We start from the raw sequence: 15,491 nt of genomic DNA on the forward strand, positions 1-15,491 counted from the left end.
TTTTTCTTCATTAATATTGTTCATAATACCTTTGCACTTTAACTGGATCTTTTGTCTTCGTCAGTGCCAGCATGAGCAGAATACGTGCTTTTTGCGGGTTTAATGAATCAGACGACACAAAGTGATGTTCATCATCCGTTTTTTCGTGGGTGACAATTCCATTACCCGTGCGGCTTGATCTCACAAGAACCACATCTTTTTTCACTGCATCTGTTGCCCCTTTGATGGCTTCTGTTGACATCGTTCCATTTCCTGCTGCGGCTACAACAATTCCTTTCGCACCTGCTTTTACTGCTGCATCATACAGATATTTTTGGTCATTTTGATAGCCGTATAAAATATCAACTTGTGGCAATTCTTTTATGTTTGAAACATCAAATTCACTTTCTGATGTATGTTTTCTGATCGGTTCGTTATAAAAGGAAACCACTTCACCCGCAACTTCTCCAATATAGCCATGTTCAAGAGACTTGAAGGCATCGGTTGTGGTCGTGTTTGCTTTCGTAATAAATCGAGCCGAAGCAATTCGGTCATTTAATGTGACCATGACCCCCTTGCCCTTTGCTTCTTTGGTTGATGCAATTTTCACCGCATGATACAAGTTCAGCGGACCATCCGCACTGATTGCCGATGCTGGTCTCATTGAGCCAACGACCACCACAGGCTTATCACTTTTAACAACCAGATGTAAAAAGTAAGCTGTTTCTTCAAGTGTATCTGTTCCATGCGTGATGACAATGCCATCTACTTGATCATCTTTTAATAGTTCATTCACTCGCTTGGCTAATTTTAAAAGAAGAGCGTTATCAACATTTTCACTGCCGACATTCACAACCTGCTCACCCGTGACATTTGCAATATCCTTCAGCTGTGGAACGGAAGCAATGACTTTATCAATGCCGAGTGAACCAGATTTATAGCCCGTCGTATCTGTATCACTGTTTGAACTGCCAGCAATCGTCCCGCCCGTGGCTAATACCTTAATATTTGATAAGGACTTATTCCCTGTTTCAACCGCCTTGTTTTTCTCTTTTGTTTCATTGGATACGTTTTCTTTTTCGCTTTGAGTATTCTCTTGAGTGCCTGTGTTCGCACAGGCTGCTGTCACCAATAATAAAACAGAAAGAAGGACAGCACCTAACCATTTTGTCATGTTCATTGGATCATCTCTTTTCCTCATTTGATGGATTTCATGGCTAAATCTCTTTCTATAGGCTTTACTTTATACCATACCTTCATTCATCGACATGAGGCCAAAGATATAGAACCAAATAAAGGTAAAAAGGGCGTTATATTAATGATTTATTCAATTCTTATTACCTAAATTTGCTGTAATTAAGTTGAGTATTGAAGGTGGCGTATTTTAAAAATAATAGATGCTTGATAATGAATTTATGATAAAATATAGTGAATTTTACAAAAAAGGAGTATACATTTTGCATTCGCTTCAAGCCTTTTACAAAATCCTAATCACACTATTCATCAGCTCTATTTTACTCGGCTTGTTTGTCTGCTTATTTCCACCTATTCAAGCTGAGCCTGCGTTTCTGATATTTTATATTCCTATCTTTTTTGTTTTTTATTTCGTCTTTGCGGTTCCTTTGCAGTTATTGTTTTCTTTACAGCCAAAGGCTTTCCATCCTCTTTATTTAGCTACTTATTTACTGATTGCAATGGTTGTCATGCTCTTTTTCATTGATGGAATTGGGAGTAAGGCGTCTTTACCCATCATCATCATGAGCAGTCTTATCTACTGGACTTGTGATTCTTTGTTTTATCAAAGAATGTATGAAAAAAACACCTAATGCGAAGGTGTTTTTTCATTAGTTTCTTTAAAGCATGTCTATCTTTTTCTCATCAAATAGTCGGAATCCATTTTGAGCGATCTTCCTAGGACATACAAAATCCTGTTCTGTTTTGTGATGCTTCATCGCCTTCACTTGTTACATTCCTCCTATGCTTGACCACACAGTCAATCACACCATAAAAAAATCACTGAGGATATCTCCCTCAGTGATGGAATCTTTATTTCATAACTGTACCAGCATGTGAAAAGATCGGATCTTTTAATTCAAATTCGAATGTCTTTCCGTCCACAATACCGACTGTTTTTTCACTGTCATAAAGCTCAAGCATACAAGCTGCCATTTCTTTTGATGTATGATATTTCTTGAAATTGCCTTCATATTCAAATTCGTCTACATCCAATGAACGCTTTGCAAATTCTGATTCTGTCGCGGATGGCGCTAATACTTTTGCCTGTAATTTGGCTCCTTTTCCTTTCAACTCTAGGGCCAGCCCTTCTGTAAAGGCGCTCACGTAAAACTTCGTTGCTGAATAGGTGACCGCATTGCCGACGACTGTATAGCCGGCTCGTGAAGAAATGTTAATGAGCTGCGCTCCCTCTACTTGCTCATAATCACGAACAAATAAGGTGGATAGAATCGTTAATGCTTCGATATTCAGATGAAGCATAGCCCCAATTTTACTTAAATCTTGTTCTCCTATAGAGCCAAAGTGACCAAACCCTGCATTATTAATGAATGTATCCAGCTCATAATCTGACAATGACTCATAAAATGAATACACTTGCTCTATGTTTGTTAAATCGACTGACTGTATGACTACTTTGATATCGGGATATTGATCATGAATCTTCTTCTTCAATTCTTGGAGTTTATCGAGCCGACGTGCAGCTAATATAAGATTTTTCCCTCTTGCTGCAAAGGCGAGAGCCGCCTCATATCCAATACCTGAGCTTGCTCCTGTAATGACTGTATAGCCCATTTTATATCCCCCTATTCGCGTCTTCTAACTGGTTAAATTATAACGACAGCGTTTCGCTCAAGTCAATTTTGAAGAGAGTCAAATGATGGCATTATGTCTAACTTACATACAACTCCGCAGTCACTTCCTTTTGAATCATTTTGGAGGAGGTCATGTTGAGATTTTTTTGTTCATTTTTGAAAAACCAATTGGTAGGAATGTTCAATTAACTCCTCTACAAATGTCTGCATCAAGGTAAATGGAATTCCAATGAGTCTTATTCATATAGTAGCCAGGGATAATTCCTTGAGGAAAGATATCTGACCCTTTTTACATTCACTTTTCTTTTTCAGAAACAGTAATAAAAGCACAGGCCCATTGTCTCCTGTGCTTTTGAATCACTCTGCTTTTTTATTCAAACGCCTTCTTTAGTTGATCCCCCATCAGATGCCAAGCTTCTTCAGCTATGGCTAAATCTCCGGCGTGCGTGAAGCCGTGAGGGACACCTTTAAATTGTTTGTACGTGACGTCTACCCCAGCTTCTTTTAACTTGGCAGCATATTGCTCCGCTTCTTCAGCCAGCGAATCCCTCTCTGCTGTGATGACGAGAGCTGGAGGCATTTGTGCTAAGGATGAACGATCTGCAAAAACCGGAGAAACGAGCGGATTGTGCGGATCTTGGCCTTGCAGATAGAAGGAATTAAAGAGTCTCGCCAATTCAACTGGGATCGCTTCTTCAAACGCTGGTTTTTGTGCTGGATCAGTGGCAAGATCAAGCGGCGGATAATCAAGCACTTGATAGGCAATTGGGAGTGTATTTCCTTTTTGAATATTCAATAGACAAGCAGCCGTTGCCAAATTTCCTCCTGCGCTATGTCCACCAATGGCTAATGCATTCCGATCGATTTGAAGCTCATCAGGATGTTCATACAGCCACTTCAGTACATCGTAGCATTCATGAAGAGCGGCTGGGAAAGGGTGCTCGGGTGCAAGCTGATACTCGACATTGACAACGATACATTGCGCCCGGTCTGCAATGACTGGACACCATGGATTATCCATTTCAGCACTGCCCATGATAAATCCGCCGCCATGTAAATTCACAAAAACAGGAAGCAGCTGTTTGGATGCGTTCACTGGCTTAAATACCCACACCTTTGTTTCGCCAGCACTTGTTGGAATATCATATTCCATTTTGTTCACTTCAGGAGGATGTACTGGCTTTAGTTCCGATTGACTCGCTAATGAATCTTCAGATGGCTGGCGTAATGAAGCAGCGATTTTGATTTGTTCTTCTAAGTTCATGATCTCAGACTCCTATCTTATTCATTTCTTAGTTACTCATTCGTTTCCTTTTCCTCTTTTCCTCCTACTGAATCAGCAGCAGTTTTCATTGGTTCACTTTTTACCTATCTCCCCTTTTTCTCTCTCTTTGAAACAAGCATTGAGCAAATAAAAAAGCACTGCGGCGCGGGACTGACCCCATAAGATGAGACAAATAAAAAACACCTTCAAGTTTGAAAACGGATCGTTGTAATCCGAAATAAAACATGGAGGTGTTTTTTCTATGGGGACAAGAGTGAGTTATCCGGTTGAAGTCAAGCAGAAGGCTGTAGACATGAGATTGGCAGGCGTATCTATGAAAGAGATCATGCAGGAATTGAATATCAAAAATAAAACGCAGGTTCAGACATGGGTGAGGTGGCATAAGGCTGGGGATACACACCGGTTCGAACAGCCTGTTGGAAAACAATATACCTATGGAAAGGGTCCCGAGTACTCTTCCGAATTAGAGAGACTGCAGGCAGAAAATCGCTATCTGAGTCAACAGAATGAAGTTTTAAAAAAGTACAACGAATTGGAAAGGAAGTTGATAAGGAAACGTCAATCAAACTAGTAGAAGAATTGTGCAAAATGATGACAGTACAGGACATTTGTGTCCATTTAAGCATCTCTCGCGCTTCGTACTATAGATGGAAAAAAGATCTGACTCAGAATCATTCTAAAAAACAACTAGAGAAGCAAATCGGCACGTTGTGCCGAGAGCACAAGTATCGATATGGATACCGAAAAATCACAGCCTTACTAAAAGTGAGAATGCGTATTAACCATAAAACTGTTCAACGTATCATGCAGAAAAACCAGTGGCAGTGCCGGGTTAAAATGAAAAAGCGTAAGAAGAATGGGCAGCCCTATGCCGTGGCCGGTAATATACTGGATCGGAACTTTCAGTCTGATCGTCCTCTTGAAAAACTAGTAACGGACATCACGTATTTGCCTTATGGACAGAAACAATTGTACCTTTCCAGTATATTGGATTTATATAATGGAGAAGTGATTGCGTTTACGATTGGTGATAAGCAGGACACAGACTTTATTTTAAACACACTTGATCAGCTCCCAGCACTGCCTGAAAACTGTGTGTTACATAGCGACCAAGGTTCTGTGTATACATCTTACGAGTATCAGAAAGCTGTTCATATAAAAGGCATTACCATGAGCATGTCCCGTAAAGGGACGCCCGCTGATAATGCCTCCATCGAATCGTTTCATTCCTCGCTAAAGTCTGAAACGTTCTATCTTAACAGCATTGATCGAACTACGACCACCATCGTAGAACGCACTGTCAAAGAATACATTTATTATTATAACAACATTCGTATTCAAACAAAACTAAACAACCAATCACCGATCAACTATCGGCAATTGGCTGTATAAAGGTGTTTTGATCCCTGTCTCAAAAACGGGGGTCAGTCCCGCGCTATGTCCACAGTGCTTTTCATTTCTCTTATGATACTTGTTGTTCTACGTTCACTCGTTTAATGAAGAAGGCAATAATCAAACCGATGATCGTCATGATCACTGCAAAGATAAATGCATGCTGGACGCCATTTGTAAAGGCGAGCAGCTGATTCATCGGATTTGAGGGATCAGACACATTTTCCATAAAGCTGCGGGCTCCTGATGAAAGGATCGAGATACCGATCGCAGTACCAATGGCTCCTGCCACCTGCTGCAATGTATTCATAATCGCTGTACCATGCGGATATAGCTCTGGCGGCAGCTGATTCAATCCATTTGTTTGAGCAGGCATCATGATCATCGCGATTCCGATCATTAATGTAATATGAAGGGTTACAATGAATCCAATCGACGTATTCACACTTAGATTCGTAAAGCCAAACATCGTCGCTGCGACAATGACAAGACCTGGAATGACAAGCCATTTTGGACCAAATTTATCAAATAGACCACCCATGATTGGGGATAGCAGTCCGTTGATAATTCCACCTGGCAATAGCATTAAACCTGCTGTAAATGTAGAAAGCGCCAAGGACGTTTGCAGATACAATGGCAAAATCATCATAGCAGACAGCATCACCATCATACACACTAAAATCAGAAGTAACCCAATGACAAACATCGGATATTTAAACGGGCTTAAGTTCAGCATTGGTTCTTTCATGTTCAACTGTCTTAAGGAGAACACGAGAATCCCTATGACACCAACGACAATTGCCACGATGACATGCATACTGCTCCAGCCGCCGCCTTCTCCGGCACTGCTAAAGCCATACACAATTCCGCCGAAACCAATGGTTGAAAGCACAATTGATAAGATATCGATTTTCGGTCTTGTTGGTTCTGTAATATTTTGCATAAAGATATAACCAAATACGAGTGCAGCAATTAATAAAGGAAGTGAAATCCAGAAAATCCAATGCCACGTCAGCGATTTCAGAATAAGACCAGAGACGGTTGGACCGACAGCTGGTGCAAACATGATCACAAGACCAATAATCCCCATCGATCTGCCTCGTTTATGAGGCGGGATGATGACCAAAATCGTATTAAACATCAACGGCAGAAGCAATGCTGTGCCGACTGCCTGCACGACACGTGCTACCATTAAAATACTAAAGACCGGCGCAACCGCCGCAATAAATGTTCCGATGATTGAAAAGACGAGCGATGTAATGAAAAGCTGTCTTGTCGTAAACCATTGAAGAATGAGTCCTGAAATCGGTACGAGAATACCAAGTGTTAATAAATATCCTGTTGTCAGCCACTGAGCAGTCGTCGCTTCAATTCCAAAGTCTAACGTTAAACTTCTCAACGCCATGTTTAATGCCGTTTCACTGAACAAGCCAATAAATCCAGCCGTGATAAAAGAAATAATAATGGGCAGCGTTCGAATTTCAGAAGCTGCTGCTTTCTGTTTGTTCATATTAAGTTGGCTCCTTTTCTTTTTCAATTTAGATGAACCTTAGGAAGTCAGGGTGGTCAGAAATGAGCCACTTTCATGTCTATTGAAAGACGGATAAAATCTGTTTTTCTGCAGCAAATTGAGCAATTTTTTCGATTGAATAGCCAGATTCATGTATATAAAACATGAGCTCAGGCGTCATTGGAGAGGACATACATAACGTTGTCAGTTCTATATCCTGTATGTTCGCTTCTCCCTTTTCTCTCGCTTCTTCAAGCAAATCACGAATGATTTGTCTAAGTGATTGACTGTAATGACTCTCATACACTTTACTTGTCTGCTCTAAATTCCCAGAGATTGTGAGCATTCGAATCCAGTCTAAATGGTGACCGACGATCAGATGAATTTCTTCGAGAACGTAGCGCAAACGTTCACGGACCGGCTGATCACTTATTTTGCTCAAGTAAAGATGCAAAGCTGGGATCAGCTGTTCAAATCTCTCCCCAAGGATAGAAAGGCACAAATCACTTTTATTGGCGTAGCGGCGGTATAAAGTGCCCTGCCCAACACCAGCTGTTTTCGCAATTTTATGCATGCTGACATTTTCTACACCAAATTCTTGAAACAAGGAGAATGCGATCTCTTCAATTTCCTCCCCAATATCCTTTTCCACCATGCTCACCTTCTTTACCTTCATCCACATTGCACGTATCTCTATGTGTTAAATCAAATTTCTTTGCTTCTCTTTAGGACAATTGTAACGGTATTATCTTACGGACAACTGTCCGCTTTGTCAATCATTCTTTTTTAATCGATATCATTTGACTGTATTTCTAAGTGTAACTATAATAGTTACATCAAACAATAGAGGTGATCTCATTGAATACATTCCTATTCGTTCATGGTGCATTTCAAGGTGGCTGGTGCTGGGACCAAATAACACCTGCTCTTCAACAAAAAGGTCATAAAGTAGTTGCTATTGATTTACCTGGCAGCGGCGAAGATGTTACGCCTCCACAGGACGTATCACTAAAAAGCTATGTAAAAAAAGTTGTTTCAACAATTGAAAAAATAGACCAGCCTGTCATTTTAGTAGGACACAGTATGAGCGGAATGGTCATATCACAAGCAGCAGAGGAAATACCAGAGAAGATCAAAAAACTTGTATACGTCTGCGCCTTTGTCCCAGAGAATGGACAAGCCGTCAGTGATATTGCATCAGGTGGTCCTAAAGCAGCGTTGAACGAAAAGGATCAGACCCTTACATTAATAGAAGAATTCATTGCAGAGGATATGCTCAACGAAAGTTCGGAGGAAGATCTGCGATTGTTCAAAAGGAATATACGCCCACAGCCTGTTCAGCCTTTTGAAGATAAGGTCTCTCTAACAAATATACGCTTTGGACATGTGCCTAGCGTATATATTGAAACAACAAAAGACCGCTCCATTCCGATTGACTTGCAAAGACAGATGTATGCCACTAGATCTTTTGAACGTATTTATACCCTTGATGCTGATCATTTTCCTTTCTACTCGCGAAAGAAAGAGTTTGTGGAGTGCCTAGTTGACATTGCCCAGCCACAGTAAAACATGAAATAGCATACAAAAAAGGCCTTAGACAATGACCTTTTCAGATATTTGATGAAGGGCTAAATGATCTTTATTTTAGCCCTTTGTCTTATTCTCATATTCAACCAACCATGTGATGAGCTCCTCCTTATGAAGCTGTTCCCCATACCTTACTGCTTCTTCTATCAGATGGTGATCATGGTTCTGTCTGATAAGAATGAGTGCCTGTTGATAATCTTCAGTCACAGGCTGTTGAAATGAAGCTCTATTTATTTTTTGAAACACGCCAATCATGATACTTGCTTCGTGATAGCATTGTCTTGCCACTAATGAAAGAATGATTCCTATTAATCCACGAGTGAAAATCCACGCACCTTGATACATTAATCCCAGCATCAGGACCTTTTTAAAATACAAAATAGATTGTTTAGTATGACCTTGTTTCAAAGCTAGATAACCTAGGTTCTCATATGGTGCTGACAGCTCCCACTTATCGTTTACTTCTTCAAAGTACTCAATACTGCTCTTGAACAGTTTAGCTGCTTGCTCATCATTTCCTTGCTTCATTTGAATCAAACCATACGCATTATAAGAACTAGCTATATTCCATACATCCTTTGCCCTTGTAGCTACCTCTATGCTTTCTTTAATATAACGTTCGGCTGTCTCTAAGGAGTGAGTCTTTAAAGATATATAGGTCATTAAGCGCAGAGAAGATGAAATATAAGAAGACATTTTATATTTCCGGGCTATTTTTAAACTTTTAGATGCACTGATCAGTGACTGATGATCCTGCCCCAAAATAAAGAGCAGGACGCCTTGTCCATGATATACTTTTGCCAGCAATGAATCATGCCCATCACCTGCTGGCAGTACACTAAGAAAACGCTCAAACCAAAGGGCTCCTTCATCTGTGCTGCCTTCATGCACCCAAAACCAATACATCGCCCCAATTATACTCAAACCTATTCTCTTCTCTTGTTCATTAGTCTGTGCATAGCAGGATGTGAGGATATGAAGAACATGAGCATATTCATCTCTGATGGATGCTAGAATAATATCTCGGCTTGATGTTCTAAACTTCTTATCCATTTCAAGAACAAACTGTTGATAGTACGTCACATATTGAAAACGAATGACTTTTCTACATTCCTCACTTTCTAATGCATTGAACTGCTCTTGTGCATATTGTTTAATTCCTTCTAATAAAAAGTACCTCACTCGACGACCGTCAATTGACTGTTCAATCGAAAGCAATGACTTATTCACTAAGCTAGAAACCAAATGTAACACTTCGTCACTCTTTCCCTCTATTAGAGAAGATGATCCGCAAACCTCTTCAACGGCCTCTAAAGTAAAACTACCTACAAACACACTTATTTTTCTAAGTAATTTTTGCTCCTCTTGTGTCAGCAATTGATAACTCCATTCAATCGCAGCCTTTAAAGTCTGTTGACGCGGGGCTGCCGTTCGTTTTCCTTGTGTTAGGAAGGAGAGCAATTGATCTAACCTCTCTAGGATCTGTTCTAGTGTCAAAATATTCAGACGGGAAGCAGCTAATTCAATAGCTAATGGTATCCCGTCCAGCCTAGTACATATATCAGCGATGAGTTGTATATTGTGTTGAGAGATAACGAGATCAGGAACAATGGATTTCGCACGTTCAATAAAAAGACGAACCGCTTCAAATTCTAGTAGATGTTCCATCTGATAGCTTTCATCTTTCTTTGGTTTTGTTAATGGAGAAAGCCGATATACCCGCTCTCCCTGAATATTTAACGGCTCCTGGCTCGTTGCGATAATACTGATATTTGGTGCAGCAGACAGAAGCTGATCAATGAGTTCCGCACATTTTTGAATTAGGTGTTCACAATTATCAAAAATGAACAATAGTTTCTTATGCCCGATAAACTCGAGGATTGATTGTAATTCTGGCTGATTGGATCTTTCTTTTATTTCAAGCTGTGAATAAAGAAAATGTGTGAATAAAGCTGCATCTTGAAGTGAGGAGAGCTCCAATACATACATACCATCTTCATATAGATTTGACAGAGTTTGTGCTGTTTTCATCGCTAAAGATGTCTTGCCAATTCCTCCAGGACCTACAATCGTTACACATTGAGGCGTCGCTAGAAAACGATGTAGATCCTCTATTTCCTTGTTTCTGCCGATAAAGTGGTCCATTCTTTTTCCCATCACAGTTTGTAATGAAGCTGTATGTAAAGTCTCCGTTGGCGTGTCAATCAGGTTCAGATCACTTATCTCAGGCTGAGTGAGCAGATGATCAAACCAAACATCATCGAATGAAGGAAAGGAGCGGTTTGATAAAGAATTTGCCTCAAACGCTCGTTTTGCTGCTCCCCAAAGGTGTTGAGCTTCTTGTTTTTCTTGACCCTCTATAAACTTTTCTTCTATCAAAAAGGTATAAATGAGCTTTTTTAAGTTCGTTACACTTGGCATACGGTCACCGTTTTCCCATAACTGTACAGTTCTAGTATCTACACCGATCAACCTTGCTAAATCGATCTGCCTCATTTTTGTACTGGCATTACGGGCCGGTCTTGTCCTTAATTGTTTTATGAGTTGATCAATCCAAGCTTCATGGTTTGTCATTTTATCACCCAGATTCAATTTTCTTTTATTCAGACGAACAAACACGAACTAACCTACATTCTTAAAATTCCTCTCTAGCGGTAACATCATCATGTACCCATCAAACAAATAGGAGTGATGAATATGCCTTTAACCCGTGTATCTATGATCAAAGGTCGTTCCCTTGAGGCTAAAAACGAAATAAGAGACATAATTGGACAGGTCATTGTTGACCATCTAAAGGTTCCTAGTGATGATCGTTTTTTAATTATAGAGGAACTCGAGAAAGAAAACTTCAATTTTCATCCGACTTGTTTAGAAATTGAACGATCTGACGAATTGTTGATCGTACAAATATTTTTAAATATTGGCCGTCCAACAGAAATGAAAAAGGAATTTTATAAAGAATTAAGCAAACAATTGCACCAATCCGCCAACGTAAGAACAGAAGATCTATTTATCAATTTGATCGAAGTAACCCAGGATAACTGGTCTTATGGAGACGGAATTGCACAATTTGCTCTTTAAACTACATTTGAAAGGAAGAGAAACATTATGAGTACCCTTTTATATATTACCGCACACCCAAGCAGTCCTTCTGAATCATACAGCTTAACTGTTGGAGAAGCATTCATCAGCGCCTATCAAGAAGCACATCCAGAAGATCGAGTGGTTCGCCTTGATTTATATAAAACAGACATCCCGCAAATTGATCAAGATGTGATTGAATCTTGGGCAAAGCTGCAATCTGGACAATCATTTGACGAATTACAGCCAAATCATCAGAAAAAACTAGAGGCCCTTGCACATTTGCTTGATCAATTCTGTCAGGCCGATAAGTACGTGTTCGTCAATCCTATGTGGAATTTTTCACATCCACCTGTCATGAAAGCCTACATTGATGCCATTTGTATGCGTGGTAAAACCTTTCAATATACGGAACATGGACCTATTGGACTATTAAATAACAAAAAAGCAATTCACATTCAGGCATGCGGGGGCATCTATACGACCGGACCCCAGCAGGACAAGGAAATTGGCAGCAGACACTTACAAACCGTTTTAAACTTCATCGGTGTAACTTCCTTTGACAAGATCTTAGTAGAAGGCATGTCTTACACACCCCATTTAGCCGAAGAGATTAAAACAGCGGCAGTTGATCAAGCTAAAGAAAAAGCAAAAGTTTTTTAAAATAAAAAAGGCCAAAAACTCAACTATCCTTTATGAGTTTTTGGCCTTTTTCTGTTTATACTATTCTCTTTCATAACTTCTCATGAAAGAAGAGAAGAATCTATCAAAAAGTCTCTTTTAATATCATATATTAGACCGATTTTCCCTTTTGAAAGAATCATGTATGATCAATAAAGAAAGCGCTTCCATAAAAGGAGAGGAGAATGCGAATATGTACCGTATGAAACGAATGTTGATGCTGGTTGTCACTGGATTAGTCTTGAGTTTGTCCACATTTACAGCGGGTGCCTCGGCACAAACGGGTGGATCGTTTTATGAACCTTTTAATAACTATAATACGGGGTTATGGCAAAAAGCCGATGGATACTCGAATGGAAACATGTTTAACTGTACGTGGCGTGCAAATAACGTGTCGATGACATCATCAGGTGAAATGCGTTTATCGCTCACAAGTCCTGCCTATAACAAGTTTGACTGCGGAGAAAACCGCTCCGTTCAAACGTACGGCTATGGGCTATATGAAGTCAACATGAAGCCAGCCAAAAATGTGGGGATCGTCTCTTCTTTCTTCACTTATACGGGACCGACTGATGGCACGCCTTGGGATGAGATTGACATTGAATTTCTAGGAAAAGATACGACAAAGGTACAGTTTAACTACTATACCAATGGTGTAGGAAATCATGAAAAGATCGTCAACCTTGGTTTCGATGCAGCGAACTCTTATCACACGTATGCATTTGACTGGCAGCCAAACTCTATTAAATGGTATGTCGATGGACAATTAAAACATACCGCCACCACTCAAATTCCTCAAACACCAGGGAAAATTATGATGAACCTGTGGAATGGTGCAGGTGTCGATGAATGGCTCGGCTCCTACAACGGTGTTACCCCGCTCCACGCACATTATAACTGGGTGCGTTACACAAAAAGATAACTCTATCAAAAAAACCTGTGACAAGTCACAGGTTTTTCTTCGTTTAATTAGAATGAGTTTTCAGCTGATGGGCGAGTTTTTTCTCATGATTGTGGATAATATCTTCATAACTTTCTATTTTGAAATCCAATCGTTTAATGGTCTCTTCGATTTCCTTTTGTTTTTGGACGAGTCTTTCTCGTTCATTGACCAAAATGTTTTTTCGCGAAGATAACGTATGATCATCATCCTCAAAAAATAAGGCTGTATATTCTCTAAGCGCATCAATTGAGAGCCCTGCATTTCTCATACACTTGATAAATTCAATCCATTGAAGATCATCCTCTGTATAATCACGAATCCCATGATCGTCACGCTTGATTTCCCTAATCAAACCAATATTTTCGTAATATCTAAGTGTCGCAGTGGATAAATCGAGCTGTTTTGCTGCTTGTGCTATTTTCATTGTACCCTCCTTCTTTCTCTTACCTTCCGATCTCCCTTTCCTCATCATCTCCATTTTGAAAAAGAAAGCAAGATGCTTTTGGCTCAATTCTTATATTAAAAGCCTGGAGAGGGTTTTCTATTGACTTAGAGTTCACTTTAAGACGTACAGTATAGAAGAAAGAATCGAATCTTATTTTTGAAAGGATGATCAAGAATGTGTCAGACGCACCAATCAAACGTTTTAAGTGTATCACACGCCAAAGCAAACTTTGAACGGACGACCATTGAACGAAGAGCACTTCGTCCACATGATATTTTAATTGATATTCAATTTAGCGGGATCTGTCATTCAGATATCCACAGCGCTTTTGATGAATGGGGCGGCGGCATTTTCCCGATGGTTCCAGGTCATGAGATTACTGGGGTCGTTGCAGCTGTAGGGGATGATGTGACGAAGTTTCAGATCGGAGACCGTGTAGGCGTTGGCTGCTTTGTGGATTCCTGCGGCACCTGTGAATATTGTCAAAATGGAGACGAGCAGTACTGCACAAAAGGAGTCGTCCAAACGTATAACAGCCGTGACTATGACGGGGAGCCGACTTATGGCGGCTACAGTCAAAAAATTGTCGTAACTGAACGATTTGTCGTCAGCATTCCTGATCAACTGCCTCTTGATGCCGCAAGCCCTCTTCTCTGTGCTGGCATTACAACTTATTCACCATTAAAGCACTGGAAGGCAGGTCCTGGTAAAAAGGTTGCTATCGTCGGAATGGGCGGACTCGGTCATGTCGCCATTCAATTCGCGAGCGCTCTAGGTGCTGAAGTGACGGTGTTGAGCCGCTCTTTGAATAAAAAAGAAGAAGCACTGTCATTTGGCGCAAAAGACTACTTTGCTACAAGTGATCCTGATACGTTTCAGACACTAGCCGGTCAGTACGACCTTATTCTCAATACGGTCTCTGCCAACATTAATGTGGATGCCTATTTGTCCTTACTCCGTGTAGATGGAACCTTGGTGAACGTCGGTGCACCGCCTAAGCCGGATCAATTCCACGTCTTTTCATTAATTTCCGGCCGCCGCAGCATTGCTGGTTCACTCGTTGGCGGCATCCAAGAAACACAAGAAATGCTCGATTTCGCAGCTGCTCACAACATCGCACCACAAATTGAAGTCATCAACGCTAATCAAGTTGATGAAGCGTATGAACGGGTGCTGAAAAGTGATGTGCGTTACCGGTTTGTGATTGATATTTCGACGTTATGATTGATATTCTTTGAAATGGCAGTATTTTATTACTTTATGACTGACCGAAGAGAATTCTATGATTTTTTATCAAACGTAAAAAAAGCCACTTCTCTATTGAGTCGTGGCTTTTTTATGGATCGCTATATGCTAACTCCTTTTTCTTTATGATGACCTCGCATAAATGTAACGACCATACTGGACAAGCTAACCAAAAAGCCTAAAATTGAAATCAAAATAGTCATTCCCCCGTTCGGAATAAAAAAGCCTATAGGGATTAAGACAAGGAATGAGAACACAATAAAACATTGATAGATTCCAGATATTACTCTAACCACAATATGATCAAAAAACGACATCACCAAAGGAGGAATAAATAAGAAAACCACCATCCCTACTGACAGCATAAATGGTAATGGGTCCTCTAACGAAATCGTGTTCCTACCCGGTGAATCCTTTGCGGCGATGAACAATACTGCAATCGCCATGAGGAGCGTTGAAAAAATAAATAAGAATCGTTTTAGCATTTCAATATCTCCTTAAGTTGTCTTACATTG

Annotated in this window: 15 protein-coding genes and 1 pseudogene; 7 read left to right on the plus strand and 9 right to left on the minus strand. The window is 40.2% G+C overall.

Features of this window, described 5'->3' with window-relative positions:
- Positions 1-10 precede the first annotated feature (10 nt).
- Positions 11-1,159, minus strand: coding sequence for a type II asparaginase (locus M1D84_RS16165; protein ID WP_332285698.1), 1,149 nt, complete (start codon positions 1,157-1,159; stop codon positions 11-13).
- 277 nt (positions 1,160-1,436) lie between these two features.
- On the opposite strand from M1D84_RS16165, the gene M1D84_RS16170 reads away from it, so the two are divergent.
- A complete protein-coding gene (locus tag M1D84_RS16170; protein WP_024425410.1) occupies positions 1,437-1,805 on the plus strand; it encodes a UPF0715 family protein in 369 nt (122 codons plus the stop codon).
- Positions 1,806-2,025: 220 nt separating this feature from the next.
- On the opposite strand, the gene M1D84_RS16175 is transcribed toward M1D84_RS16170, so the two are convergent.
- The 3 genes and pseudogenes from M1D84_RS16175 to M1D84_RS16185 form a co-directional block, all read right to left on the minus strand.
- Entirely contained in the window at positions 2,026-2,787 is a 762-nt protein-coding gene (locus tag M1D84_RS16175) for an SDR family NAD(P)-dependent oxidoreductase (RefSeq protein WP_024425409.1), read from the minus strand.
- A gap of 170 nt (positions 2,788-2,957) precedes the next feature.
- Positions 2,958-3,075, minus strand: a pseudogene (locus M1D84_RS16180) (MmcQ/YjbR family DNA-binding protein); the annotation flags it as partial.
- A gap of 102 nt (positions 3,076-3,177) precedes the next feature.
- Complete coding sequence (locus tag M1D84_RS16185; protein ID WP_024425408.1) at positions 3,178-4,071, minus strand: alpha/beta hydrolase; 894 nt, start codon at positions 4,069-4,071, stop codon at positions 3,178-3,180.
- A gap of 262 nt (positions 4,072-4,333) precedes the next feature.
- Here M1D84_RS16185 and M1D84_RS16190 point away from each other — a divergent pair.
- A protein-coding gene (locus M1D84_RS16190; RefSeq protein WP_206534229.1) for an IS3 family transposase occupies positions 4,334-5,484 on the plus strand; the annotation gives its coding sequence in 2 pieces (ribosomal slippage) (positions 4,334-4,607 and positions 4,607-5,484; 1,152 coding nt in all).
- A gap of 70 nt (positions 5,485-5,554) precedes the next feature.
- Here the strand turns inward: M1D84_RS16190 and M1D84_RS16195 are convergent.
- Together M1D84_RS16195 and M1D84_RS16200 are read right to left on the minus strand one after the other, a co-directional pair.
- Positions 5,555-6,994: a DHA2 family efflux MFS transporter permease subunit gene (locus M1D84_RS16195; RefSeq protein WP_024425407.1), complete on the minus strand. Its 1,440-nt coding sequence runs from the start codon at positions 6,992-6,994 to the stop codon at positions 5,555-5,557.
- A gap of 79 nt (positions 6,995-7,073) precedes the next feature.
- The gene (locus M1D84_RS16200; RefSeq protein ID WP_206698596.1) at positions 7,074-7,649 is read right to left on the minus strand and encodes a TetR/AcrR family transcriptional regulator; all 576 of its coding nucleotides are present in this window, start codon (positions 7,647-7,649) and stop codon (positions 7,074-7,076) included.
- Positions 7,650-7,843: 194 nt separating this feature from the next.
- Here M1D84_RS16200 and M1D84_RS16205 point away from each other — a divergent pair, with 194 nt between their 5' ends.
- Entirely contained in the window at positions 7,844-8,560 is a 717-nt protein-coding gene (locus M1D84_RS16205) for an alpha/beta fold hydrolase (RefSeq protein ID WP_225315572.1), read from the plus strand.
- 78 nt (positions 8,561-8,638) lie between these two features.
- On the opposite strand, the gene M1D84_RS16210 is transcribed toward M1D84_RS16205, so the two are convergent.
- Entirely contained in the window at positions 8,639-11,155 is a 2,517-nt protein-coding gene (locus tag M1D84_RS16210; RefSeq protein WP_175580542.1) for a helix-turn-helix domain-containing protein, read from the minus strand.
- Positions 11,156-11,278: 123 nt separating this feature from the next.
- On the opposite strand from M1D84_RS16210, the gene M1D84_RS16215 reads away from it, so the two are divergent.
- The 3 genes from M1D84_RS16215 to bglS all read left to right on the plus strand — a co-directional run bounded on the left by M1D84_RS16215 (position 11,279) and on the right by bglS (position 13,265).
- A complete protein-coding gene (locus M1D84_RS16215) occupies positions 11,279-11,662 on the plus strand; it encodes a tautomerase family protein (RefSeq protein WP_008346751.1) in 384 nt (127 codons plus the stop codon).
- Positions 11,663-11,689: 27 nt separating this feature from the next.
- On the plus strand, positions 11,690-12,325 hold the full coding sequence (locus tag M1D84_RS16220; RefSeq protein WP_008346753.1) for an FMN-dependent NADH-azoreductase: 636 nt from the start codon (positions 11,690-11,692) through the stop codon (positions 12,323-12,325).
- A gap of 211 nt (positions 12,326-12,536) precedes the next feature.
- The gene (gene bglS, locus M1D84_RS16225; protein WP_044335107.1) at positions 12,537-13,265 is read left to right on the plus strand and encodes a beta-glucanase; all 729 of its coding nucleotides are present in this window, start codon (positions 12,537-12,539) and stop codon (positions 13,263-13,265) included.
- Between the two features lie 43 nt (positions 13,266-13,308).
- On the opposite strand, the gene M1D84_RS16230 is transcribed toward bglS, so the two are convergent.
- Positions 13,309-13,710 carry a MerR family transcriptional regulator gene (locus tag M1D84_RS16230; protein ID WP_008346757.1) on the minus strand — a complete coding sequence of 134 codons (402 nt, stop codon included), beginning with the start codon at positions 13,708-13,710 and terminating at the stop codon, positions 13,309-13,311.
- Between the two features lie 195 nt (positions 13,711-13,905).
- On the opposite strand from M1D84_RS16230, the gene M1D84_RS16235 reads away from it, so the two are divergent.
- The gene (locus M1D84_RS16235) at positions 13,906-14,955 is read left to right on the plus strand and encodes an NAD(P)-dependent alcohol dehydrogenase (protein ID WP_008346759.1); all 1,050 of its coding nucleotides are present in this window, start codon (positions 13,906-13,908) and stop codon (positions 14,953-14,955) included.
- A 122-nt stretch (positions 14,956-15,077) separates the two neighbouring features.
- Here M1D84_RS16235 and M1D84_RS16240 read toward each other — a convergent pair whose 3' ends face one another.
- Positions 15,078-15,461 (minus strand): hypothetical protein, encoded by a 384-nt coding sequence (locus M1D84_RS16240; protein ID WP_008346761.1) that lies wholly within the window; start codon positions 15,459-15,461, stop codon positions 15,078-15,080.
- Positions 15,462-15,491: the final 30 nt, after the last annotated feature.

It is taken from the genome of Bacillus sp. PK5-006 (genome assembly GCF_054161415.1).